The organism is Planococcus sp. TJ-307 (assembly GCF_058268435.1).
Genome location: NZ_JBZDOJ010000002.1, coordinates 589,134 through 610,926, shown reverse-complemented (window position 1 = coordinate 610,926; position 21,793 = coordinate 589,134). Strand labels below are relative to the sequence as shown.

The following is a 21,793-nucleotide window of genomic DNA, read 5'->3' as shown; positions in this document are numbered from 1 at the left end:
AAATAAAATAGGTTTGTTCATGAGCTTAAAAACACTTTAGCGAACCATGAAATACGCAAAGACCGACAGCAAAATGGACGTAATGGTCATGGCGGCAAGCGGCAGCATGGCGCGTTCCCGCAGATCCCGCAGGCTGACCGTCAAACCTAGCCCTACCATCGCCGCTGTCAGCAACCACGTTGTCGTTGTCGACACAAAATCACGCAATGCTTCTGGGAAAGGGACAGAATGTCCGAGAACGTAGCTTCCCAGAACACTCAACAGGATAAAGCCCAGAAGAAACCATGGAAATTGAATTGAAGCGTCCGTTTCCTCGTCTTTATTTTTGCGTTTCATTAGGAAAATAAAGATTAAGCACAGAGGGACAAGTAGAAAGACCCGACCCAATTTTCCCAATAAGGCAATGGCCAGCCCATCTTCTCCGGCTGGGGCCCCCGCTAAAGCCACATGGGCAATTTCGTGCAGGCTGATGCCGACCCACATGCCGTATTCGATGTCATCAAGCGGCAGGAATGGGCGAAGAAGGGTGTAGGAAATGGCAAAAACAGTACCCATAAGCGCAATGATGCCGACACTGATTGCCGTATCTTCGTCTTTTGCTTTGATGATCGGGGCAATGGCGGCAATGGCGGCTGCGCCGCAAACCGCGGTCCCAACACCGAGCAAGAGAGAAATGGTCTTGTCGGCCTTAAAGCGTTTCGCCAGCCATACAGTAAGCAGGATAGCGAAAGCGATAACCACCATGTCGCGCAGCAATAAACCGAACCCATCGCTGAGGACCGTATCAATGTTCAATTTTAATCCGTACAAAATAATGGCAACGCGCAACAGGCGCTTTGAAGAAAAGGTGATCCCGGACCGGATGGCATTCGGGTAGCCGAAAAGTTGTCGGTAGAAAACCGCGATGATGATGGCACAAGCCAGTTGGCCGATTTGATCAAAGCCTGGCACTTGAGCCAAACCATAGCCGAGAAACGCAATTAGAAATGTAAATAGGACACCGCCAACCCAAGCGGTTTTAGGTGACAACGGATTTGCATTAGGTTGGATAGAGTTCGTGTTGTTAGTATTCATGGTGAAAACCTCCTGCAGGTAAGTATAGAAAAGGGCTATACATTAGTAAAATAACTATTTAAAATAATGATAATAAGTATTCCAATATACGAGAGTGAGGGCTAAGGATGGAGCAGCGTTTGGAAGTATTTCTCAAAGTGATTGAAATGAAGAACTTTTCTAAAGCAGCAGAGGCCCTGCACATGACGCAGCCTGCTGTCAGCCAGTATATTCGGTCACTGGAAGAAAGCATGGGCGTCAAGTTGCTGGAGCGAACCAATAAATATGTGCGCTTGAACAAAGCAGGTGAAATCGTCTATCACCACGCCGTTGAAATCAAAGAACTTTATGCAAAAATGGATCATCTTCTTGATGATTTAACCAATAAAGCGAGCGGATCAATCGCCATTGGTGCGAGCTACACATTCGGCGAATACTTGCTTCCGCGCATTATTGCAGAAGCAAAAGCACAATATCCGGACATCAAGCCGACCGTCACCATCGGCAACACGACCACAATTGCCGGACTTGTGCTAAGCCATCAGTTGGATGTCGGCATCGTAGAAGGGCATTTCAAAGATGTTCAGGAATTAAAGACTGAACCGTTTGCAAAAGATCGGATGGTCATTGTGGCATCAGCCGATCACCCCATGGCAAGCCGGCCGGTAACGATGGAAGAGTTGATCGAAGAAACCTGGATTTTACGAGAGCTTGGCTCCGGGACAAGAGAAGCATCCGAAAACGTCTTCAAGCAGTTTTCAATTGCACCCCAGTCCATCATGCATTTCAGCAGCACCCAGCCGATCAAAGCCATGGTCGAAGCGGGCATGGGCATTAGTTTGTTGTCGGAATGGGCCATTCAAAAAGAACTGCTCTATGGGGACATTAAAGTACTAAATGTTAAAGAACTTCCCTATACACGCGATTTTTCCATTGTAACCCGCTCGCCCTTTCAAACGAAGGCACTTTCTGCATTTTTGGACTTGTTGAAAAGCCATAAAGAGCTGACTGACTTTAAGATTCAGTAAACCCAAAAACCGATTCTGCAATTGCTGCAGAATCGGTTTTCTCACAATTTTTTTACTATTTTTCAGCCAAAAACATTTCTTCCAATGAAGGTTCATTGACCTCCACCCGGTAAATATTCACCTGGCAGTTTGTGAATGCGCGGATGATGTCGGCAATTTTTTGTTCACTGCCAACTGTAATGGTGGTATATGCTAGCGTTTTTTGCAGTTCAGTACCAGCCGTTTCCAGCCAGGCATATAGCTTCTGGGCTTCAGCAGCTGGTATTGGATCATGCTTTAGCTGAACGGTGATGGCGGAGCGGTAATAGGAACGCAGTTCGTCCATGGTGCCGCTTTTAACGATGCCACCGTTTTTCATGATGGCGATGGTGGTGCAAATTTTTTCGACTTCATCAAGATTGTGCGACGTCATAAATATAGTTTTTCCTTGCTGCTGCAATGAACCAATCAGCTTATGGATGTGCAATGCAGATTCAGCATCCAGTCCGGAAGTGGGTTCGTCTAGAAAAATCAGGCTTGGGTTGTGGATGATGGCTTGTGCAATGCCGAGTTTTTTCTTCATGCCAAACGAAAACTTGCTGACCTTTTTCTTTTCCACCTCTTCTAGTCCAACAAGCTTTAAGACATATTGGCATTCTGCATCAGAAACCGGTCTGCCAGATAGGGAAGAAAGAAACTTCAAATGTTTCATTGCCGACATTGAATGAAAAAGTGTAGAATAATCGGGCATTACGCCAATGTGCTTTTTCATGCGTTCGTCTGGACCATTTACGCCTAGAAGAGAGAAGCTGCCGCTCGTTGGAAAAGTAATGCCCGTCAGCATATTGATAAAAGTGGACTTTCCAGCGCCGTTGCGGCCGAGGAAACCAAAGATTTCGCCTTCTTCCACAACGAGGTTAATCCCATTCACTACAGAGGTAGAGCCATATGTCTTATGTAATTGCTTGGTTTCAACCGCTCTCATCAAAATTCCCTCCGACTGAAAAATATAGCTGCAGCTGCAAATAACACCCCAGCAAGGCCAAACACAACCAGAAACAAGTAGTTGTCTTCAATAAGGTAATAATAGGGGCTGGCAAACTTCAGCCAGCTAACCCAAGCATTATTTGTCAGCGCAACCCACGTGCCAAGAATTGGTGCCAGCAATCCAATAAAGATACCTAAGAACATGGTAATCGATGGTTTGGAAATCACGACGGACAATAATATAGCCAAAGCGATTTGGAACGTCGACAAAGCGATTACTTGTGAAAAAATGAAGAAGTTGAATTTCGATGAAAACAGGCCGATTACTATAAAGGATACGAGAATGCAAACAAACCAGAACAGCCAGGCACCCGCAAATTTGCCAAGCAAAATACGGAAACGTGAAGTGCGTGTCACTAGAAAGCGCATCGTGCGTTCGTGGCTTTCTTTATTAATGCTGTCGTGCGAAAGGCTCATAACGAACAGTTGACCGAAAAACATCAACACAAACAGCAGTCCCACCGTATGGATATTTGCCATTTCGTTTTCTGTCAGCGCAACGGCCGTACCCAAAATTTCCGAGTATTTTGCTGAAAAATAAGAAGTGATGAGCAACACCGCGATGATGATGATTGATTTAATACTTTTAAACATACCGATAAATTCTCTTTTCCCAATCGCAACCATGGTAAATCTCCTCCAAAATTCTTTTCGATGTCCTCTAAGTAAGGCATGCTTTTATTATAGAACCTTTTTCTTAAGGCAGAACAAACGTTACCTTAATTTTTCCTTAATTCTCCTTTTATCCCTTAAGAAAGTGATAGTATAGTTTACAGAATGCTCATGGAAAGGAACGGTCGCGATGAAAGAACCGCAGTTATTGATTGTTGAAGACGAACAAGCCATTTTACAGATGCTGATGACCATCTTAAAAAGAGAAAACTTTCTTCATATTGATACAGCAGGGTCAGCTGAAGAAGCTTTGGCTTTGTGTCGAACGAAATCCTATGACTTGATCTTGCTTGACGTAACACTGCCTGGTCGGAGCGGAATTGAAGTTTGTCCGCTTATCCGGGAAATCTCGGACGCATCGATCTTTTTCCTGACCGCTCGTTCAACGGACTTGGATAAGCTTTCGGGGTTTGCTGTGGGGGCGGATGATTACATCACCAAACCATTCAATCCATTGGAAGTTGCAGCACGCATCAAAGCGCATCTCAGACGTCGCTCTGGAAGTGCACCAAAAATTGACTCTTATCTATTTGAATATGGACCGCTTACTGTCAATACGAGTGCTGGCGAAGTGAAGTTACACGGACAGAACATTGAACTTCCAGCACAAGTTTATCAACTGCTGCTGTTTTTCTGCAGGCACCCCAATCAATTGTTCAGCAAAAGCCAGATTTATGAAAAAGTGTGGGGAGAAGAGTTTTTTGGAGAAGACAATACAGTGATGGTTCACATCCGTAAGTTGCGGGAAAAAATCGAAGCAAGTCCAAGCAGTCCTAAGTTTATCATCACAGTCAGAGGATTGGGCTATAAGTTCGTTCCGGATGGGGGCAGCCATGAATCTGCATAAGCGCTTTATGGTGCAATTTTTCATCCAGCTGTTCCTGCTGTCGCTGATTTTCTTAGTGTTGATGCTCACGGTGTGGGGAGTGATTGGTTTCACCATTTCAGAAGAAGAGATTCAAAACGATTTGGCCGAATCGGATGCCAGCTATTTCACCAATCGAATTGAGGAAGCTAATAATCAGTATTCCCTAAAAAAAGAACTGAAGGAATTAGCCAAGAGCCAAAATGGCTGGTTGGTTCTTTTAGATGAAAGTGGAGCGGTCGTTGATTCTTTCGATTCGCCTGAAGAACTACCGACGAAATTCACTGCGGGTGATTTTACAGATCGGCTATGGGGAAGTACTGAAAACAACCAACAATTCCAGTATTGGGAAATCGAATTTTGGGATGAGAAATCGCTGATGCTGTTGTATGGCAAACGAAACGCAGCCCAAGACTTAGTCACTTCCGCTATACCAGCCATTGATTGGCAAGAGGCAAAATTGAACTTAATCGCGGAAAGGAAAGAGCAGCTGACAAGTGAGCAGGCTTGGATGCAGCTTATTAGTCCCGAAGGCAAGGTTTTGGATAGCTATGGAGAGGTTGGTGATACCAGTCAGTATGCAATTCAGCAGTTGGGAGAGCTCGAAGGTAACAATCGGTCGCTTGCATCTTCAACAAATACGGAAACTGGACTCACAGTAATCGCAGGACTTCAAAACGTCCCGTCGACAGCTTGGGAGACGACCTTCTCAAATCGAAATTTCTTATTGTTTGGTTTAGTATCACTTATTCTATTGGCTGCTGGAACGTTTTGGTATGCCCGAAAGTTTGGTATGCCGCTCCTTGTGCTAATGCAGTGGATCCAAAACTTAGGAGAAGGGCGCTATGAACAGCCAGCGCATGAGAAAACCGGCTCTGTGATTACCAATAAAAAAGGGAAGGTCAAAAAAAAATACAGGCTTTATAAAGAGTTGGTCGCTACGCTTGATCAGTTGACTGCCACTTTAAAACTTCATCAGCACCAGCAGAAAACCTTGGAACGTACACGTGAGGACTGGATCAGTGGACTGTCGCATGATTTGAAAACGCCGCTGTCATCCATTTCAGGCTATGCCCAGATGCTCGAGTCACCCAGTTACGACTGGTCAGCAGAAGAAACCCGAGAATTTGCCTCCATCATGAATGAGAAATCTTCTTACATGATGGACTTGCTGGAAGAGTTGACCTTGACTTTCCGGCTGAAAAATCAAGCACTGCCTTTGGCTAAAGAGCAAACGGACATCAATGAATTTATCCGCCGTATTGTCATCCACTTTATCAACGATCCGTCAAACACAGCAATGAAGTTTGCATTTATGCCGGCTCCTCAAACTATTCAAGCTCATATTGATCCCATGTGGTTTCAGCGCATCATTGATAACTTAATTTCGAACGCTGTAAAATACAATCCAACAGGAACGGAAATCAAAATTTCTGTCTCAGTTATTGAACAGCATTTGTTTGTGGTGGTTATTGAAGATAACGGAATAGGGATGGAAACGGCAACACTCGATAAGCTGTTCGACCGCTATTATCGTGGGACCAATACCCATGACTCTACTACAGGAACAGGACTTGGCCTGGCAATTACCAAACAGCTTGTCCAGCTTCACGACGGCTCGATCCATGTAGACAGTATGCTGGAAAAGGGTACTGCCATACGCATTATTGTTCCAGTTTGAAGGAGCAAAGTATTTAAAACCGTTCGTAAACGTGGAACTTTTACGAACGGTTTTATTTCCAAATATCTCTGGATGTCTCAGTTACCCCTCAGTATAGTTAAAGAGAATTGTTTACCAGGAGAACCAAGCAAGTGAGAATTGGCGATGAATGATGACAGGCGTACCAGAATAGATGAATTAAAAATGGTTCAAAGACAAAAACAATTTATACAAATGCTTGAATCAAAAAATTATCCGTCACACCAACTTCTAGCCTCTAATGCAGATGAAGAAATATGGGATAAAATAAATCAGGGAAGAGTAATAGAAAGAATTGAAGAACTCAGCTTAGAAACCCTTCAAAGACAGATTGGTCAAATTTTTTCTGCTGACGAGAAACTAGGGACAGTACTTTACTTTAGTACAGACAGTTTCCCCGTTCAGTTTAATAAAAGTGAATTGATCCAGCATACGGATAAGATGGTTGAAGACCTCTCAAAGGATGCACTCTTGCATTGGTTCATATTTTCAATCGACTTGAACCAAATACTTTTGTTAGTAGAAAGTGAATACGGCTATTATGAGCTGACTTATTACGAAGAACACATTTAACATGATTTATATATCTGGAGATTGTCGGGAGGAAGTGAACTTCATAAAAAAAGAGATGGTGGAATTAGCAACTACATATGTAACTGGGAAACTGGATCGAGAACTTCTCATCCAGAAGGCAAGTCAATATTATAAACTAAACGCATATCATAAAGAGGAACTTTTCTTCAATTTGCTTGAAGAACTATTTGAAGATCCAGAGGACAATGAATTATTAGTCACCCGAGATTCGATCATCCGTATTATAGACAATTACATTCAAAAGTCTATCACCTTAGAGGATGTAGAACTTTGGTTTTGGGATGTACTACATTTAAATACTCCAGGGGATGATTCTGAAGAAGAATTAATTTTTTATCTCCTCTATTTGTTCGATAACTTGGAAATTAACGGAATCACAGAAAAGCATATAATAGATGTAAATAGGGTTTTAAAAAGGGTTCAACATGCTGATCTTGCTCTTGGGGAAGTAAAACGCATAATTGGAGAATAAAAAATCAATCGTAAAAGGAAGCTGTACCTATTAAACAATTTCACTGTATAAAGCTTTAGCTGAGACTAAAAAAGCGCTTTTTCTCTTTTTTGACTGTAAAAGTGTATGTGTAATAATGGTTTGGTTGCCCAAATTAGCTAGCTATCTTTTATGGAGTATGTATATTTGAAGGAACAATTAAATAGGTTCTCAGTTCTTCAAATGAAGAGCTCATTCAACGATTTGTATAGAGAAACAAAGGAGACGGCTGAATGATTGATAAGATAAGACAAGCTATTGACGATGGCAATTATGAAACGGATATTTATTTACAATTTACTGAATTTCAACAACAGGAAGACTGTTTGACCCTTACATGTTCAATTTATATGGACAAAGACCACGAAGAAAAGTTAATGGATCAATGGCTAATCAATTGCCTGGACTGGGAAGAATATCGAATGGAGTCTTTCGTTTCTTACGAGCAAGGAGAGTTTGAGGTTACAGATGAGCATCCTTACCTGTGGGATTATCAAAAACCATTGACTGAGCTATATTTTAAAGGGAAAACCATGAATGTAAAGGCGCTCATAGGGGCTCTGTATTTAAAGCACCACAGCCTCACCAATCATTTAATTCCCCTTGATCACTATTTAAATACGCATACCGGGATTGGTGACTTGGAATGGTTGCTAAGTAGCGGCCAAGGGTTGTTCTCAACAGCGCCGGAAATTTTAACCGAAGCCTATCAGGATTTATTAGTGGAATATGGATTTTTGACTTCTCAATTATCCGAAAAAAATTTGATTAGTAAGGATTTCCAGCTTTTGCGCTTAGGACCAAGCCATGTTATCGCGAAAGAGTTCAAAGTCGTCCGAGTTGGTGTTGAAAATTGGCTTTTATAAAATGGGAAAGCGATCAATTTTCTCGTGTTTTATCCTAGTATTTCATTTTGGCTGTAAGATACGAGTGCAATGAATCATTACTATATAGCTGTGACTTCTGACTAAAGAATTTATTATAGCGGAAGGATTTGAATATAACTTAAGCGCAGTTAAGTTACATTCAAATTCAATAGGAAAATAATTAAAAGGTTTTAGTATGCCAAAAAAAGGAAAATCGATTGCCTATGAGGAATTATTAAATATAAATTATTTGATACTAAAGGCGGTGAATTAAATGAAAGAAATACTAGTAGGGGGAATCGGGATTTTATCAGGAGTGATTTTATTCGGACTGACGCTAGTGGCCGCAGCGATTTATTCTCCTTATTTAGCACCAGTAGGTTACTCTTCTAAATTAGGGCTATATGTCACAGCACTAAAGGAAATTGGAATTTTACCAGTAGTAATCAGCATTGCACTTTTTACTTCTGGAGGTTATTTTCTAGTCAAAGATCTCAAAAGTTAATGGCCAATTATATTACCTATAAAATTATTGGTTCATTAGAATGTAACTGGGTCCTTTTTGTAGTTTTGAATGTAACTTATTATGAATTAAGTTACATCCAAATTAAAGGAAATATTGATTTTTTTATGGAATAAAAGAACCCTTTAAAATAATGGTTTCCGTTGGCAAAAATAAAAACGCCAATCCAATTAAGAATGACGTTTTCGTATGTTTACTTATAAGTGGCTTATGTTAATGTAATCATTTTTCAAATTCACTGCCGCAGTTTGAAATTCATTGTACTTCTCCCCACGGTTGAAACTTCATCTTTCCATATAAATTCTAAAGCATATTGATTCCCTATCATGTCTTCTTCAATTGTGATTTTAAGCATTGTATTTTCAGGGTTTTTTTGTTCCCTATTCAGTTCTTTTAAATTATATTCATCGGAGTTGTCTATTTGGATTAAATTAATTTCTGTTGGCTGAGGTTTCATCGAACTCCAATCAATCTGAAGCTGATTACCAACTTCGACATCGCCACTATGGATATCAGGGTAATTGTATTGAATAACTTCATCACAATCATTCCAACAAATTTTTTCATAAGAATGATCAAAAGATAGACTTTTCAAATTTTCCTTAGAAGATAACAGAGAAACGGAAGGCATAACCATACCCGAAAAATCCGATGGAAATTTTTCTTCAATTTCAATGATATTTTTTTCACTCTGTTTTTCTTGCTCAGATGCTTTGATTTCTTCCTCTGTCTTTCGTGACTCTTGATCTCCATTATTACAACCGAATAAAAGTATCGTGAACATTAGTATTACTAATAATAAATTGATTTTTTTCATTTTATGCCTCCTCTTTTTGTTATAACGTTGATATCCGAGAAAACTTTTGAATATAGGGCTTTTTATAAATAAGAACTTCTGTGATAAAAGTAATTATCAGATTTTTAAACTGTTAATAAGGCGTTTTCCTTTTGTATTCATTGAAAGTAACGATAGTTTTGTTTGTCATAATGAATACCTCTTTAACTAGCTGCTGTCCATTAATGAAATTTTCGAGCATTTTGACTATAACATTTTTTAATTGTATTTAATAGGTATTTAAGGAATAATATACCGATAAAAAAGCTAATTTTGAATGTAACTTAATAGCATTAAATAGCTATAGAAAGCAGTGTGTAGGTTTCAGAAAGTGAAGCGCTTTTCGCATAGCTACAATTAATAAAAAGCCGCCAATCAATGTGGAAAAAAAACCAATAGTGTAAATATTTCCCGGTTATATGAATAGTCACACTTATAAAAAGTACATCTAGTTATAACGAATCCTTAGTCCTGATAGAGGCGCTTACCAAAAAACAGCAGTAGAATTACTTCGCTACTCTACCACTCTTTATGAAACAGAAGAAATTCTCATCAATTTGAGAAATTAGATTTTCTAATTTCTTATGAGCTAATTTACATTCAGTGTTAAATTTTATTAAAATGCAAGTCATCTATAAACCAATTTAAACAAAAATTAGAGGTGATCTTGATGGAAGACGAACAAAAGTAAATTAAGGTGGTCATTGGAGCTGATAATTACAACAACAATACTGGATGGATTCATGCCCAAGAAGAGGAACTGAATTTAGTAGATATAACTACATGGGAAAATCATTTTAAAAAAGGTTCACTAACAGCTATCTTGGCGGAACACGTGTGGGAGCATCTTACCTATGAAGAAGGGATAGAAGCTGCAAAGATTTGCCATCAATATTTGAAACCTCAGGGGTATATTCGTTGTGCGGTTCCAGACGGATATTTTCCCGACGGAGCCTATCAAAATATCGTTAAAATCGGGGGACCGGGTCCTAAAGAGCATCCAGCTGCTAGCCATAAAATCGTTTATACCTACAAAACTTTAACGTCTGTATTTGAGATGGTTGGCTATGAAGTGAACTTACTTGAGTATTGTGAGGAATCAGGTCATTTTAAGTTTAATGACTGGCAGGAAAAGGATGGAGTTATCTTCCGCTCGAAAAAATGTGATCATAGAAATCAAGGGGATAAACTCAAGTTCCTATCACTCATACTTGATGCGATTAAGAGATGATTTACTCTAGTAGAATATATTTTATTATCTAGTTAAAACACATTTGCTTTTCACAAGATTGGAGTAATAGTTACAGGGATTACATAAAAAATCGAGGTCTATGGTTGGCCATGAAAAAGTGATTATGGTATTTGCTGGTGCATTTGTATTTGATGGAGAAATTGCCTTTTGTACGATGAATCCTTGAATAACAAGTTTCATAACCTTTTACATATCCATACCTTACAAAAGGGAAGAAGTTAGAAAGATGCTTCTTCTGTTTCTTTTCATTTGAGAGAGTTTTCTTTTACGAACGTTTTCTATTTATTGAATGGTTTATGAATGAAAAAATTAATGGGCTAAAATAACTCTTTTCAATAAAGAGGGTTATCAGAATTTTTCTTGTAACCAAGTAACTCTAAGTTGCTTTCAATTTAAATTTTAAATGAGTCAGCCTTGTCGCTTTTTTCTGAAAGCTTTTTTTACGAAAGGTTTAAAAGAGTTAAAAAACAAGAACTAAAGATTATTTAAATTGAACTTATAAAACTATTAATGTATTATTAGTTTTATGAATGGGGTGTTTAAATGAAATCTCGAATCATCCAGGCTTTTATAGAAGAAACTCGAGCTAATGGAATCAAATTTACAATGGATGATTTAACTAAGCGATTGGGAATCAGTAAACGGACACTCTATGAGCATTTTTCATCCAAATTAGAGATCTTGGAATCCATCATTGACTTAACTTTATCTGAAATTGATGAACGTTCTCGTGAAATTATTGAAAATAAAACACTTAGTTTACAAGAGAAAATCCGTCAAACCATCAATATAATGCCTGAACACAACGACTTTTATGATTTGCGGATTTTGGAACAGTTGAAACGTTACTATCCAGAACAATGGGAACGAATCAATCGAGAAATAAATCAATGGGATGATTTAAAACAACTTCTGGAAGAAGGAATGGAAAAAGGCCTGATCAAGAAACAAAATATAGATTTGTTGATGAAATTAATTATAGATGCAATCAATATTACACTTGATCAAAAGTTCTTCTCCGATCACAGCATTTCCGTTAAAGAGGCAGTGGAAGCAATCACTGAATTGCTGCTACATGGATTGATAAAAGAAAAGTAGGAGAAAAAGCTGGCTTTGGATAGCCAGCATTTTTTCGAACTCAGAAAACTATTTAAACAAAAAAAGTTTTATTGTTCTCAAAGAAGTGAGAAAGGTGAATTTATTATGAAACAACACGATTCAATAAATCGTTTAGATGTAGACTCAGTCAGAAAATCTTTTGCTCGCTACTTGATTCCTTCAACTATTGGGATGCTGCTCATGGCTGTCAATATTGTGGCTGATGGAATTATGGTCGGAAACCGGCTGGGGTCGGTGGCATTGGGAGGCATCGGAATCGCTTCTCCTATATATACGCTCTTTGTGGCTGTGTCGCTATGGATTGGGGTTGGTGCAGCAACCCGTTTTTCCACATTAATGGGGGCGAAGCGGGAAGATGAGGCACGTACAGTATTTTCACACGCAATCGTATCGATTTTCATCGTCACGATGCTTATCGGACTCGTGGCGTTTCCACTACGAACAGAGCTGGCATATCTTCTCGGTGCGAATCCAGATACGTATCCATATGTCGCTGATTATCTGTATTTGATTTTATTGTTTGGATTTATTTTTACGATTGAAAACACCCTTAGTATTATGGTCCGAAACGATGGCAGTCCAAACTTATCAATGATTGCATTAATTGTAACGGCAGTATTAAATATCATCTTAAATTATGTATTTCTGTTTGTACTGGATTACGGAGTAATGGGCGCAGCAGCAGCTACGTTGATAGCTGGATTTATCGGAATTCTCGTGTTAATCACCCATTTCTTTAAGAAATCTAATAACTTGCGGTTCGTCCGCTTTAAGTTTAACCGAAAGCTATTATTTCTGATTATCATAATCGGGTTCCCAAGCTTCTTATCTGAAGTGGGAATTTCTGTCTTCACTATATCGCATAATGTTGTATTCGAACGTTTGGCTGGTACAGCAGGTGTCTCAGCCTTTGCGATTCTCAATTATGTGCACAGCGTCATGCTTTTGGCTTTTCTAGGAATGGGATCAGCAATTCAGCCACTTGTTAGTTATTACAATGGTTCTGGAGAAAAAGAAAAAATGAAAAAGACACTTCAATTGGCTATCAGTACGGTACTTATTGCTGGCATTGGCTTTTTTATGATAGGTCAGTTTTTTTCTGCTTCCATTGTCAGTGTCTTCGGCGATTTTCCAGTAGCGGTCATAGGCTTAGCGATACCAGGTATTCGACTGTTTTTCATCGCTTATTTATTTATGGGCATCAATTTTGTGATGATGACTTACTATCAATCCACCGGGCATATCCGGATGGCCGTTTGGATTACTGCAGCTAGAGAAATAATTTTGTTGTTGATTTTACTCAGTATTCTTCCAGTTGTTTTTGGTGTAACAGGTGCATGGCTTGCTATCCCTGTTTCTGAATTTTTGGTTCTTCTGACAATCTTTTTTTATCAGAGAAAACGAACCAAACCTATTTTATAAAGAAAGCATAAAAAAGTTAGCCTATTACTAATCTACAAGGTGGAAAAAAGCATCATCACCGAATAGTAAGCTTGAAATTGAGAAAGACCGGAGGAGACAAACGCTGGAGCAAGTATTTCAATATTTAGAAGCGCTTCATTTCTAGCAGACAATTGGTGCTTAATAGTCTACTGCCACTAATCTGCCAAAAAGAGTTTCGTTTTGCAGAAGATCAACTTTGTGGGAAAAAGCTGGTTTCGAGCGATGAATTAAACAATTAAAGAAATTAAGCCGATAAACATGCTTGAAGAATGGTTAAAAGCTAGACGAGTATATTAGAGTGAATAGTCAAAAATCAAATTATACAGATTTAATAGAATATAATTTCTTAATAACAAGTGACAAAAAGTATGAACAAAATGGAGATGAACATGAAAAAAATACTGATGGTTTGCAGCATGACATTATTTATTCTATTTTTTGGTATGCTCTACATAAATGGGGAAGAGCATGCAGAAATTTATGTAGCGACAAATGGCAGTGACGTAAACACGGGATCAAAAACAGAACCATTTCGTACACTAAAAAAAGCAGCCTCTGTTGCTAGAGCAGGAACAACTGTCTATATCCGTGAAGGTATATACAAGGAACAACTTGTCATCCAACACAATGGAAATTTTTTTAAAGAAGTTATTTTTAAACCGTATAATCATGAAACGGTTGTACTAAGCGGAGAAAATACAAAAAGAGAAGAAGGCGATACGTCAATTGTTACTATTGAAAGTAAAAGCCACATTAGTATTGAAGGATTGCTAATAAAAGATTTAAAAACCGATTTGGCAAATGAAACAGTAATGGGGATTTTGGTAACCGGCTCCAGCAATCACATTACATTGAAGGATAATCATGTTCAGCAGATCGAAACTCACGCAAAAGATGGAAATGGCCATGGCATTGCAGTATACGGAACTGGTCCGATCGAACATATTGCAATTACAAACAATATCGTAGAAAATTTAAAGCTCGGAGCCAGTGAAGCGCTCGTTTTAAATGGTAATGTGAGCGAATTTAATGTGAGCCAAAATATCGTGCGCAGTAATGATAACATCGGAATTGATTTGATCGGGTATGAAGGTGTTTCTTCTGATGAAAGAGTGGATTTTGTACGCAATGGAGTAGTTTCCAAAAATACGGTCCATGACATCTCCACTTATGAAAATCCGGCATACGGCAAAGAATATAATGCTGGAGGGATTTATGTAGATGGCGGAAAAAATATTAAAATTGAAGAAAATAGTGTCTATCACAGTGATATAGGCATTGAAGCGACTTCCGAACACAAAGGAAAGTATGCGGACAATATCGAGATTGTAAATAACAAAATTTATGAAAACCGTTTTACAGGAATATCAATTGGCGGTTACGATGAGGAACGTGGAGGAACTCGAAATTCAACTGTTTCTCAAAATGTGATGTATCAGAATGACACGAAGGAGATGGGTGGAGGACAGCTCTTGATTCAGCATGATGCAAATGGAAATACAATTGAGAAGAACACCTTAATTGCTGGTCCATCACGCATATTTATTGCAAATTACTTTTTAACCAGTAAGAATAACAAAATGAAACAGAATGTTTTTCATAAAGAGGCAGGAAAAGAAGGCATCTGGATTTGGGAAGATAAGGAATTTACTTCTTTTGCTGATTTCAAATCCGTCTCTGAGAGTGATGGAAAGTCGAGTTACCAAGATTCGAACTATATCCCTCCCGAAAATTTTGAACTTAACTAAAAACAGTCAGACACTATTGTGTTTGCATGACTTACTAAGGAGCGAAAACTATGAACCAGTTTATCACCATCAATGAGCGAAAAATGGAAGTCGTTCAAAAAGGAAAGAATGGAGTACCTATCATTATTTTACCGGGAATGGGTTGTTCGTATGATGAATGGTTTAGAGTGGTAGAAAAGCTGAGTAAGACGAATAAAATGATCATGTTTCACCGTCCAGGATCAGGTGAAAGTGACATAGGAGAAGAAGAACGTACCACAATGGCGAATGCTGAAGAGGTGAAGCAGCTTTTAGAGAAGTTGGAAATAAAAGAACCGGTCATTCTGGTTGGACATTCCTATGGGGGATTATGCGCACAGCATTTTTCGAAACTCCATCCTGAAAAAGTAAGAGCATTGCTTTTAATTGATTCTACATCTGAGGACTTGGAAAGACTGGATGAGCTTGAACTTCCTGGATTAAGAGGGAATTCATCTAGCAACAATTGGCTGGAAGATTATCAAAACTATGCAAATACGAAAGAGGAAGAACTTAAAGAAATTATTCATCCCCAATTAACTGAAAGCCAGAAAAAGCTGCCTTTGCCTATACAAGAGCAATTAATTCGGTTTCGGCAAAAGCCGAATTTGTACAAAGCCATGATATCCGAATTCGCAAACTTTAAACTGGATGCAAAAACGATTAAAAACCTGGGTACGCTTCATGATATTCCACTTATCGCCATCGGCCGCGACAAAGACCATGTAATTCAAGAAGGTGTCAGCAGAGGTTTGCCTGAGTCGGAACTGTTGATGTTGGAAAATATGTGGCAGCAATTGATACTCGAACAAGGAAAACTTTCGAAAAAGAGCACAGTTAAGTTTGCAAAAAACGCAGGACATTCAATCCATTTGGATCGACCGGATTTTGTCGTAGCGGCTTTAATAGAATTAACAGAAGGCTAAAATTAAAATCGCTTATGAATAAAGCCTATAGTTCAAAAGCTGTTTTCCGTTCCAAATGGCCATAAATTTGAATTTCATATAAGGAACTTTATTGACCGATTGACCTGGTACAAAGATGAAAAAGACATTTGGCGTTCTTCGAATAAAAAATGGATTGAGGGAGAAGTAAGTTGTGAAAGATAGGTAACTTAAGGAACTTCTTAAGAAGGCGGGAAAAGTAATAAGTGAACATGAACTGCAGCCGTGCAACGATTTAACCCGAGACATTTTAAAAGAATACTCGCAAACAGAAGGGGCGGGATACAAACCACATCGGCTTAAATTCCAGCACGAGATTCGAGATGGAATTCAGGAAACAATCGACCAAACAGGCAGGTGTTTTGAACACTCTACAGGTCTTCTATTTGAACGCTCTATTTGATGTTACTCCCGGTACAAGTAGTAATCCTGTGCGTGGATGACTCTAAAACCAATTGACTCGTATAACCCTAAGGAATGAACATTCTTCGTCTCCACGTCAATATGGACCAAATAGCCAGCTTCGCTTTGCTGTTTGACGATGTTTCGTAGTACGTTTCTTCCTATACCATTATCCTGGTGTGCAGGAAGAATAAAATCCATACTTGGCGATCTTCTCGTTGTATGCGAATTTTTCCGACGGTTTCATTGTTTACATCAATCATCAGTGTCTCCCTATCCGGCTCTAAGTTGAGCCTGTTTACCATTTCCCGTGCATCTTCCAATGATAGATTGAAGGTTTCCACATCAAGTCGAATTCTCATTATCAAATTAAAATAGTTTTGCATATTACCTAGATAGAAGCAAGCAGTGATCTTCATGTTATTGAGTGATGAGTAAGATTAGCCGCGCCAACTAAAAAATATCATTTCATGACCTATTTCGGAGTGCGAAAACACATCATACAGGATTACCTATCAGTACATATTAGAAGCGGCCAAAATTTAGAAACTATAAATGCAGAAAGGGAAGAAGGTGCATTGAAAAGTCCTTTCTTTCTATTGGTGTGGGTTGTCTAAGTGTGAAGAATTTGGCTATCTTGCTTACTTCTAATCTACATTTCTGACAACTTTAGAGCGTAAGAGATAGATGGAAGAAATCAAGAGAATCAGCATACCGCACAGCAGCATCACGTTTGATATCGTGAACTGCATCACAAGAGCCAACGACACAAATGCATAAGATAAGGGAACAAGCCCATTTGAAGAGGCATTGACCAAGCTCATGACACGCCCGATTTTATTCGGGTCGGATTGTGCCTGGATCGTAGAAATCAGTGTGACATTGATAAAAGAAGAAAGAATACCCATGAGCGAAAGCAATAGAATTCCTTGCCACAGGAACCCAATTTGCCCTAGGAAGGTTAAGCAAACGCCCAAAATGCCAATCATCACCAACATGGTCAAACCTCGTTTTTCCCGCAGATTCAGAATACCTACCAGAATGGCTCCGGCCAGCATCCCGCCTTGATACGAACTTTGCAGAAAACTTAAATCCAACACTTCCCCTTTAAGGACACTATCCACCAGCAAAGGAATCCCCATTAGCAGCGGACCGAAAAAGAAAAAATTGATGAAGATTAAAATCACCAACATGTTTTTTAGGAAGGGCATTCCCCATACATACGAAAATCCTTCCTTCAGCTCCGATTTCGTGGAGGACCGGTCAGCAACTACTGGCCTTTTTTCTTCTTTAATGAGCGACGAAAACAGAAACGTCAGCAGTAAGAAGCCAGCAATTACTCCGAATAACAGACTGAACGACCCGAGAGAAAGCACCCATCCGCCCAACATCGGACCGGAAAAAAGAGCAATTTGATTGGAACTTTGAATGAAGGAATTCGACCTAGGAAGTGCTTCTTTCGGCACGACCGATGGCAGGAGCGACGTATTTGCAGGTGAAAAAAAAGCATCGACAATGCCAAAACATAAAGCAAAAAGAAGAAGTGCCCACAATTCCAACAAACTGAGTTGCAGCAGTAAAATCATGCCTAGTACCAACAGGCAGCGTACGAAACTGGAGATCAACATGATACGCGACCGACGGAATCGGTCAGCCCAGACACCGCCCAGCGTCATGAACAAGATCCGCGGCACCATGGTCGCCATCATGACGATTCCCAGCAGGCTCTCTTTTTCCAGAACAGTGATGATGTACCACTGTTCTGCAAACAGATACGTTGACAAGGCCAGGAAAGACGCGGTACTGGAAAGCCAGAGGAAAATAAACGAACGATTGCTGAACAGATTTGGAACCGATTTTTCCTGTACGGTCGCTTCGGCTACTTGGTCAATTGCCATGGGAGTTCTCCTTTCAACCGCTTACTTCTCTTTCCTAAACAATAACTCTTCAATCTGGAAAGCCGTGGTCATCAGGTAGTAATGCTGTTTGTCGGATTCCTCGTCCTCTTCGTTCAACGTCTCCAAGAGTTCTCGGTATTTTTGGGTAAATTCCACAAATTTTTTCTGACTTACCGTAAATTCGGTTTGAAGCGATAGGTTATTCCATTCTTCGACGTTGGAGGAATGCAGTTCGAATGATTCATCAGGTGCCGTCAGCACCCTGGTTTTAGCTCGGTCGATAACTTCCAGGTATGACTGACGTGTGGCTTCCTTGGATTCCACATACGTAAGCAGATGATCCGCTGGAATAAACCCTCTGGCGACCGCCTGATAGAATTTCAGGATATTTCCCCCTCGCTCTTCTTTCCGGACCAACCGAATGATTCCATACTTTTCTAATTCCCGAAGGTGATAGAGAACTTTAGCACGCGAAAGGTTGAGTTCTTGTGCGAGCATCTGTCCCGTATGAGGCTGTTCCACTAAATGAATGAGCATTTTGGTTCGCAGTGGATCACTGATGACTTTCAATTGTTCGTACGTTTCCAGAATAAAAATCGATTGTTGCTCCATTTATTAAACTCCTTTCTTAACCGGTTAACTTTTATTAACTTGATTATATACATAGACGATTTAAAAGTGCAACTTTTCTAAAAAAAATTTAAAAACATATAAACTTCTAGTCAGCTTCATTTTACATACAAGAATTTATTAGAAGCTAATTAACCAGAGAAGGCAGAGCAGCGGCTATTCAAAACGCATCACCTGCCTTTATATTTATGAAAGTGTAGTTTTGAGAAAGGTTTTGGTTTTAATTCAAAATAAAACGGAGTAAACGATATTGGAGTATTTTGGTATAATGAAAAAGATTTTTTGGTGAATCTTTTAACCATCGAAACTCGTATATTCATCACGGTTTTATTCGACCTTAGAACAAGGGAGGGACGTACTCTAATGGAATTTCGTTCAAAGATTGACCGATTCTTTCTCATAATGAACGGACTTGCCTTGTTGGTCGTGGCCGTTAGTATTTTTTGGCCTTTCTTTATTGAAGATAATATACCTCTGATGGCGGCAGTTTTTCTCATTGGAACTTTTGTTTTAACTTTCATTTTTATGCTGTGGATTATGTTCGACATCAAATATATTTTCCACTCGGATTATTTATTCGTCAAAGGTGGCCCGATTAGAAGCCAGATTCCATATAATGAGATCACTCGCGTCTCACCTACTTCTGATATTTTCACAGGTTACCGGATTTTGTCTTCGAAGGAAGGGATCGAAATTTTCTACAGCTCCGCCATAATGGGTAGCGTAAAAATCTCACCAAAAGAACAAGAGCTTTTCTTGGCAGAACTGAAGAAGCATGTTGCAAAGGGGCATTTTCGAACTAACCCGTATTAAAAGAATACTCCTGAAGCAGACACGATTTCGGATTTCTTACTTATTTATATTCACAAAGTCACTTAAGTTAATAACATCCGAAGTCGCCAGTCTTTTTTCTGATGACGTTTGAATGCAACTTACTTCACCTTAAATTGTATTTACAATAAAGGTAGACACTAAATGGCTCGAAAAAGAATCATTTCATGAGGTTGAAGCGCGAATTTATGAAATTAACACTTCAGTCATTAACCTTCAGCAATTATTACATACAATCTTTTTTCATTATTAACTACAGCTATATACCCTTGGTTTGGGCTAGCTGCTTCATAGATTGCTGTTCCTACAGCCAGCTTGGAAGCTGTCCCATTTTCAAAATCGTCAGCGTCATCAGTTTGAGTTTTAATTTCAAGAGCTTTTTTTCCTAATTTTAATTCTCGGTAAAATTCTCTACCGATATCTTCGACATTTATATAAGTAAGATCATCAACCATAATAATGTCCGCATCTGGATTTTTTGTTAATCGTTCCTTAGGATTTGGGTTTCCAATGTTTTCATCGTTAGTGGGCTGATCTACTGAATCATCATTACAGCTAATAAGTACCAATGAAACAAAAAATAACAGAAGCAACAGTAAGGGCTTTTGCATAAAAATTCTCCTTTTTAAATTGGTTTTCAAGTGTATTTCCTTAATATCACATCACTCATTGTCAAACACATCGCGCATTCTCAAAGTTAGGTGATATTAGTTTAGCATTAATGATAATCAGATATTTAAGTTTATCTGCCTAATAAATTATTTTGAATTAAAGGAGCTTATTAAATTTTCGCGAAATCTGATTTTTTTAATAAGATTATTATATCGAGTGAGAAAGAGGTGTTTCACTAATGATGCACAAAGGTTGGAGGCTACACTATTATTACAAATCCACTGAAATGTTTGCAGGTAGAAATGGTATTCTTCTCACAGCTGATATGCCGCATCCGTTTTCGGATAAGTTCGTTAATATTGCCAGCAAAGCTGAAATGGAACATATACATCCGAAAACAAAGGAGTCCATTCAGTATCGGCTGTCTGAATATGCACATGGCAATTATTTGGTTCGTTATTTGCTAGTGGATTTAGAAGAAGAACATGTAGCAGTGTGGCGGAAAGTCGAGCCGCTTGAACGAAGTGTTTCGGACTACAGGAACGAACCATCTTCTTCTGACGATACGTATGGAGTTTATATCGATGTTCCAGGATTAAAAGCCTTTATTGATGGCTACCAAAGTCAGAGTTTTCAATCGATCTGGAAAGAATACGATGACTTTTTAAATGACATATGCCAGCAATATTTGATTCCATTGAATCCCGGCAATGCCAAAGAAACGTGTTTACAGGTACTGGAATTATTGAGAAAAGAATCAGCGGATGAGTTTGTAACCTTATATCAGCTTTGCAATGGGCAAGATGAAGGGCAATGGCTAGACTTTATTGAAGCAGTGGGAGTTGCTTATGGGCATCTCAATGGGTACCCTTTGATGACACTGGAAGAAATACTGGTTGAAGTGAAAGAATCCGTAAAACATGAAGGTGTTAGAGCACCTGTAAAATCTATACCCGCAGGATATGTGAAAGATACCTTTATGTTAGGGAATAAGATACCCTTCCATCATGATGGAGGAGGCAATTTTACTGCCATTGACCTTGACCCGGATATTAACGGATCGTATGGCCAAATTATTTCTGTCGACCATGAGTACGACGAGAGGGTTGTACTGGCCCAAAGTTTAAAGGAATATATCCTGATTTTGTATTATTTCGTGAAGGAACTGGGTGTCATCGACAATGGCGAAGGATTTGATGGTGAACGGCCTATGGGCAGCTATATCCGAAAGTGAGGAGTGAATTT

Annotated in this window: 22 protein-coding genes; 14 read left to right on the top strand and 8 right to left on the bottom strand. The window is 39.2% G+C overall.

From position 1 onward, the window contains the following. Positions 1 to 36: 36 nt before the first annotated feature. Positions 37 to 1,074: a YeiH family protein gene (locus AC4EHK_RS09370; RefSeq protein WP_490978533.1), complete on the bottom strand. Its 1,038-nt coding sequence runs from the start codon at positions 1,072 to 1,074 to the stop codon at positions 37 to 39. Between the two features lie 107 nt (positions 1,075 to 1,181). On the opposite strand from AC4EHK_RS09370, the gene AC4EHK_RS09365 reads away from it, so the two are divergent. Next, positions 1,182 to 2,081, top strand: coding sequence for a LysR family transcriptional regulator (locus tag AC4EHK_RS09365; protein WP_490978532.1), 900 nt, complete (start codon positions 1,182 to 1,184; stop codon positions 2,079 to 2,081). A 55-nt stretch (positions 2,082 to 2,136) separates the two neighbouring features. Here AC4EHK_RS09365 and AC4EHK_RS09360 read toward each other — a convergent pair whose 3' ends face one another. Together AC4EHK_RS09360 and AC4EHK_RS09355 are read right to left on the bottom strand one after the other, a co-directional pair. After that, positions 2,137 to 3,045, bottom strand: a complete 909-nt coding sequence (locus tag AC4EHK_RS09360; RefSeq protein WP_490978531.1) for an ABC transporter ATP-binding protein — start codon at positions 3,043 to 3,045, stop codon at positions 2,137 to 2,139. Then, positions 3,045 to 3,734: an ABC transporter permease gene (locus tag AC4EHK_RS09355; protein ID WP_490978530.1), complete on the bottom strand. Its 690-nt coding sequence runs from the start codon at positions 3,732 to 3,734 to the stop codon at positions 3,045 to 3,047. Before AC4EHK_RS09355 ends, AC4EHK_RS09360 begins: the two co-directional genes overlap by 1 nt. A gap of 175 nt (positions 3,735 to 3,909) precedes the next feature. On the opposite strand from AC4EHK_RS09355, the gene AC4EHK_RS09350 reads away from it, so the two are divergent. The 6 genes from AC4EHK_RS09350 to AC4EHK_RS09325 all read left to right on the top strand — a co-directional run bounded on the left by AC4EHK_RS09350 (position 3,910) and on the right by AC4EHK_RS09325 (position 8,798). Then, positions 3,910 to 4,626 carry a response regulator transcription factor gene (locus AC4EHK_RS09350; RefSeq protein ID WP_490978529.1) on the top strand — a complete coding sequence of 239 codons (717 nt, stop codon included), beginning with the start codon at positions 3,910 to 3,912 and terminating at the stop codon, positions 4,624 to 4,626. Next, a complete protein-coding gene (locus AC4EHK_RS09345; protein ID WP_490978528.1) occupies positions 4,613 to 6,325 on the top strand; it encodes a sensor histidine kinase in 1,713 nt (570 codons plus the stop codon). The genes AC4EHK_RS09350 and AC4EHK_RS09345 overlap by 14 nt, the downstream gene beginning before the upstream one ends. Before the next feature lie 144 nt (positions 6,326 to 6,469). Next, positions 6,470 to 6,916: a hypothetical protein gene (locus tag AC4EHK_RS09340; protein ID WP_490978527.1), complete on the top strand. Its 447-nt coding sequence runs from the start codon at positions 6,470 to 6,472 to the stop codon at positions 6,914 to 6,916. A gap of 34 nt (positions 6,917 to 6,950) precedes the next feature. Beyond that, on the top strand, positions 6,951 to 7,409 hold the full coding sequence (locus tag AC4EHK_RS09335; protein WP_490978526.1) for a hypothetical protein: 459 nt from the start codon (positions 6,951 to 6,953) through the stop codon (positions 7,407 to 7,409). Positions 7,410 to 7,660: 251 nt separating this feature from the next. Beyond that, on the top strand, positions 7,661 to 8,293 hold the full coding sequence (locus AC4EHK_RS09330; RefSeq protein WP_490978525.1) for a hypothetical protein: 633 nt from the start codon (positions 7,661 to 7,663) through the stop codon (positions 8,291 to 8,293). Between the two features lie 274 nt (positions 8,294 to 8,567). Further along, a complete protein-coding gene (locus AC4EHK_RS09325; RefSeq protein WP_490978524.1) occupies positions 8,568 to 8,798 on the top strand; it encodes a hypothetical protein in 231 nt (76 codons plus the stop codon). Between the two features lie 253 nt (positions 8,799 to 9,051). Here the strand turns inward: AC4EHK_RS09325 and AC4EHK_RS09320 are convergent, their stop codons facing one another. Beyond that, positions 9,052 to 9,633, bottom strand: coding sequence for a hypothetical protein (locus AC4EHK_RS09320; RefSeq protein WP_490978523.1), 582 nt, complete (start codon positions 9,631 to 9,633; stop codon positions 9,052 to 9,054). A gap of 709 nt (positions 9,634 to 10,342) precedes the next feature. Between AC4EHK_RS09320 and AC4EHK_RS09315 the strand changes: the two genes are divergently transcribed. The 5 genes from AC4EHK_RS09315 (at position 10,343) to AC4EHK_RS09295 (ending at position 16,157) form a co-directional block, all read left to right on the top strand. Next, positions 10,343 to 10,882 (top strand): class I SAM-dependent methyltransferase, encoded by a 540-nt coding sequence (locus AC4EHK_RS09315; RefSeq protein ID WP_490978951.1) that lies wholly within the window; start codon positions 10,343 to 10,345, stop codon positions 10,880 to 10,882. A gap of 564 nt (positions 10,883 to 11,446) precedes the next feature. Further along, positions 11,447 to 12,001, top strand: coding sequence for a TetR/AcrR family transcriptional regulator (locus AC4EHK_RS09310; RefSeq protein WP_490978522.1), 555 nt, complete (start codon positions 11,447 to 11,449; stop codon positions 11,999 to 12,001). A 105-nt stretch (positions 12,002 to 12,106) separates the two neighbouring features. After that, positions 12,107 to 13,444, top strand: a complete 1,338-nt coding sequence (locus tag AC4EHK_RS09305) for an MATE family efflux transporter (protein ID WP_490978521.1) — start codon at positions 12,107 to 12,109, stop codon at positions 13,442 to 13,444. A 410-nt stretch (positions 13,445 to 13,854) separates the two neighbouring features. Further along, positions 13,855 to 15,213 (top strand): right-handed parallel beta-helix repeat-containing protein, encoded by a 1,359-nt coding sequence (locus AC4EHK_RS09300; protein ID WP_490978520.1) that lies wholly within the window; start codon positions 13,855 to 13,857, stop codon positions 15,211 to 15,213. A gap of 50 nt (positions 15,214 to 15,263) precedes the next feature. Continuing rightward, positions 15,264 to 16,157 (top strand): alpha/beta hydrolase, encoded by an 894-nt coding sequence (locus AC4EHK_RS09295; protein WP_490978519.1) that lies wholly within the window; start codon positions 15,264 to 15,266, stop codon positions 16,155 to 16,157. 423 nt (positions 16,158 to 16,580) lie between these two features. Here AC4EHK_RS09295 and AC4EHK_RS09290 read toward each other — a convergent pair whose 3' ends face one another. The 3 genes from AC4EHK_RS09290 to AC4EHK_RS09280 form a co-directional block, all read right to left on the bottom strand. Then, positions 16,581 to 16,778, bottom strand: coding sequence for a GNAT family N-acetyltransferase (locus tag AC4EHK_RS09290; protein ID WP_490978518.1), 198 nt, complete (start codon positions 16,776 to 16,778; stop codon positions 16,581 to 16,583). A 446-nt stretch (positions 16,779 to 17,224) separates the two neighbouring features. After that, positions 17,225 to 18,475, bottom strand: coding sequence for an MFS transporter (locus tag AC4EHK_RS09285; protein WP_490978517.1), 1,251 nt, complete (start codon positions 18,473 to 18,475; stop codon positions 17,225 to 17,227). Between the two features lie 21 nt (positions 18,476 to 18,496). Beyond that, a complete protein-coding gene (locus tag AC4EHK_RS09280; RefSeq protein ID WP_490978516.1) occupies positions 18,497 to 19,087 on the bottom strand; it encodes an ArsR/SmtB family transcription factor in 591 nt (196 codons plus the stop codon). A 381-nt stretch (positions 19,088 to 19,468) separates the two neighbouring features. On the opposite strand from AC4EHK_RS09280, the gene AC4EHK_RS09275 reads away from it, so the two are divergent. Further along, positions 19,469 to 19,918 (top strand): PH domain-containing protein, encoded by a 450-nt coding sequence (locus AC4EHK_RS09275; RefSeq protein WP_490978515.1) that lies wholly within the window; start codon positions 19,469 to 19,471, stop codon positions 19,916 to 19,918. Positions 19,919 to 20,145: 227 nt separating this feature from the next. Here AC4EHK_RS09275 and AC4EHK_RS09270 read toward each other — a convergent pair whose 3' ends face one another. After that, a complete protein-coding gene (locus AC4EHK_RS09270) occupies positions 20,146 to 20,547 on the bottom strand; it encodes a hypothetical protein (protein ID WP_490978514.1) in 402 nt (133 codons plus the stop codon). Between the two features lie 239 nt (positions 20,548 to 20,786). Between AC4EHK_RS09270 and AC4EHK_RS09265 the strand changes: the two genes are divergently transcribed. After that, entirely contained in the window at positions 20,787 to 21,782 is a 996-nt protein-coding gene (locus AC4EHK_RS09265) for an SMI1/KNR4 family protein (protein ID WP_490978513.1), read from the top strand. Positions 21,783 to 21,793 lie beyond the last annotated feature (11 nt).

What these genes read in the sequence shown, in the direction of transcription:
- AC4EHK_RS09370 (WP_490978533.1), bottom strand. Translation starts at nt 1,074, where the DNA reads ATGAATACTAACAACACGAACTCTATCCAACCTAATGCAAATCCGTTG.
- AC4EHK_RS09365 (WP_490978532.1), top strand. Translation starts at nt 1,182, where the DNA reads ATGGAGCAGCGTTTGGAAGTATTTCTCAAAGTGATTGAAATGAAGAAC.
- AC4EHK_RS09360 (WP_490978531.1), bottom strand. Translation starts at nt 3,045, where the DNA reads ATGAGAGCGGTTGAAACCAAGCAATTACATAAGACATATGGCTCTACC.
- AC4EHK_RS09355 (WP_490978530.1), bottom strand. Translation starts at nt 3,734, where the DNA reads ATGGTTGCGATTGGGAAAAGAGAATTTATCGGTATGTTTAAAAGTATT.
- AC4EHK_RS09350 (WP_490978529.1), top strand. Translation starts at nt 3,910, where the DNA reads ATGAAAGAACCGCAGTTATTGATTGTTGAAGACGAACAAGCCATTTTA.
- AC4EHK_RS09345 (WP_490978528.1), top strand. Translation starts at nt 4,613, where the DNA reads ATGAATCTGCATAAGCGCTTTATGGTGCAATTTTTCATCCAGCTGTTC.
- AC4EHK_RS09340 (WP_490978527.1), top strand. Translation starts at nt 6,470, where the DNA reads ATGAATGATGACAGGCGTACCAGAATAGATGAATTAAAAATGGTTCAA.
- AC4EHK_RS09330 (WP_490978525.1), top strand. Translation starts at nt 7,661, where the DNA reads ATGATTGATAAGATAAGACAAGCTATTGACGATGGCAATTATGAAACG.
- AC4EHK_RS09325 (WP_490978524.1), top strand. Translation starts at nt 8,568, where the DNA reads ATGAAAGAAATACTAGTAGGGGGAATCGGGATTTTATCAGGAGTGATT.
- AC4EHK_RS09320 (WP_490978523.1), bottom strand. Translation starts at nt 9,633, where the DNA reads ATGAAAAAAATCAATTTATTATTAGTAATACTAATGTTCACGATACTT.
- AC4EHK_RS09310 (WP_490978522.1), top strand. Translation starts at nt 11,447, where the DNA reads ATGAAATCTCGAATCATCCAGGCTTTTATAGAAGAAACTCGAGCTAAT.
- AC4EHK_RS09305 (WP_490978521.1), top strand. Translation starts at nt 12,107, where the DNA reads ATGAAACAACACGATTCAATAAATCGTTTAGATGTAGACTCAGTCAGA.
- AC4EHK_RS09300 (WP_490978520.1), top strand. Translation starts at nt 13,855, where the DNA reads ATGAAAAAAATACTGATGGTTTGCAGCATGACATTATTTATTCTATTT.
- AC4EHK_RS09295 (WP_490978519.1), top strand. Translation starts at nt 15,264, where the DNA reads ATGAACCAGTTTATCACCATCAATGAGCGAAAAATGGAAGTCGTTCAA.
- AC4EHK_RS09290 (WP_490978518.1), bottom strand. Translation starts at nt 16,778, where the DNA reads ATGGATTTTATTCTTCCTGCACACCAGGATAATGGTATAGGAAGAAAC.
- AC4EHK_RS09285 (WP_490978517.1), bottom strand. Translation starts at nt 18,475, where the DNA reads ATGGCAATTGACCAAGTAGCCGAAGCGACCGTACAGGAAAAATCGGTT.
- AC4EHK_RS09280 (WP_490978516.1), bottom strand. Translation starts at nt 19,087, where the DNA reads ATGGAGCAACAATCGATTTTTATTCTGGAAACGTACGAACAATTGAAA.
- AC4EHK_RS09275 (WP_490978515.1), top strand. Translation starts at nt 19,469, where the DNA reads ATGGAATTTCGTTCAAAGATTGACCGATTCTTTCTCATAATGAACGGA.
- AC4EHK_RS09270 (WP_490978514.1), bottom strand. Translation starts at nt 20,547, where the DNA reads ATGCAAAAGCCCTTACTGTTGCTTCTGTTATTTTTTGTTTCATTGGTA.
- AC4EHK_RS09265 (WP_490978513.1), top strand. Translation starts at nt 20,787, where the DNA reads ATGATGCACAAAGGTTGGAGGCTACACTATTATTACAAATCCACTGAA.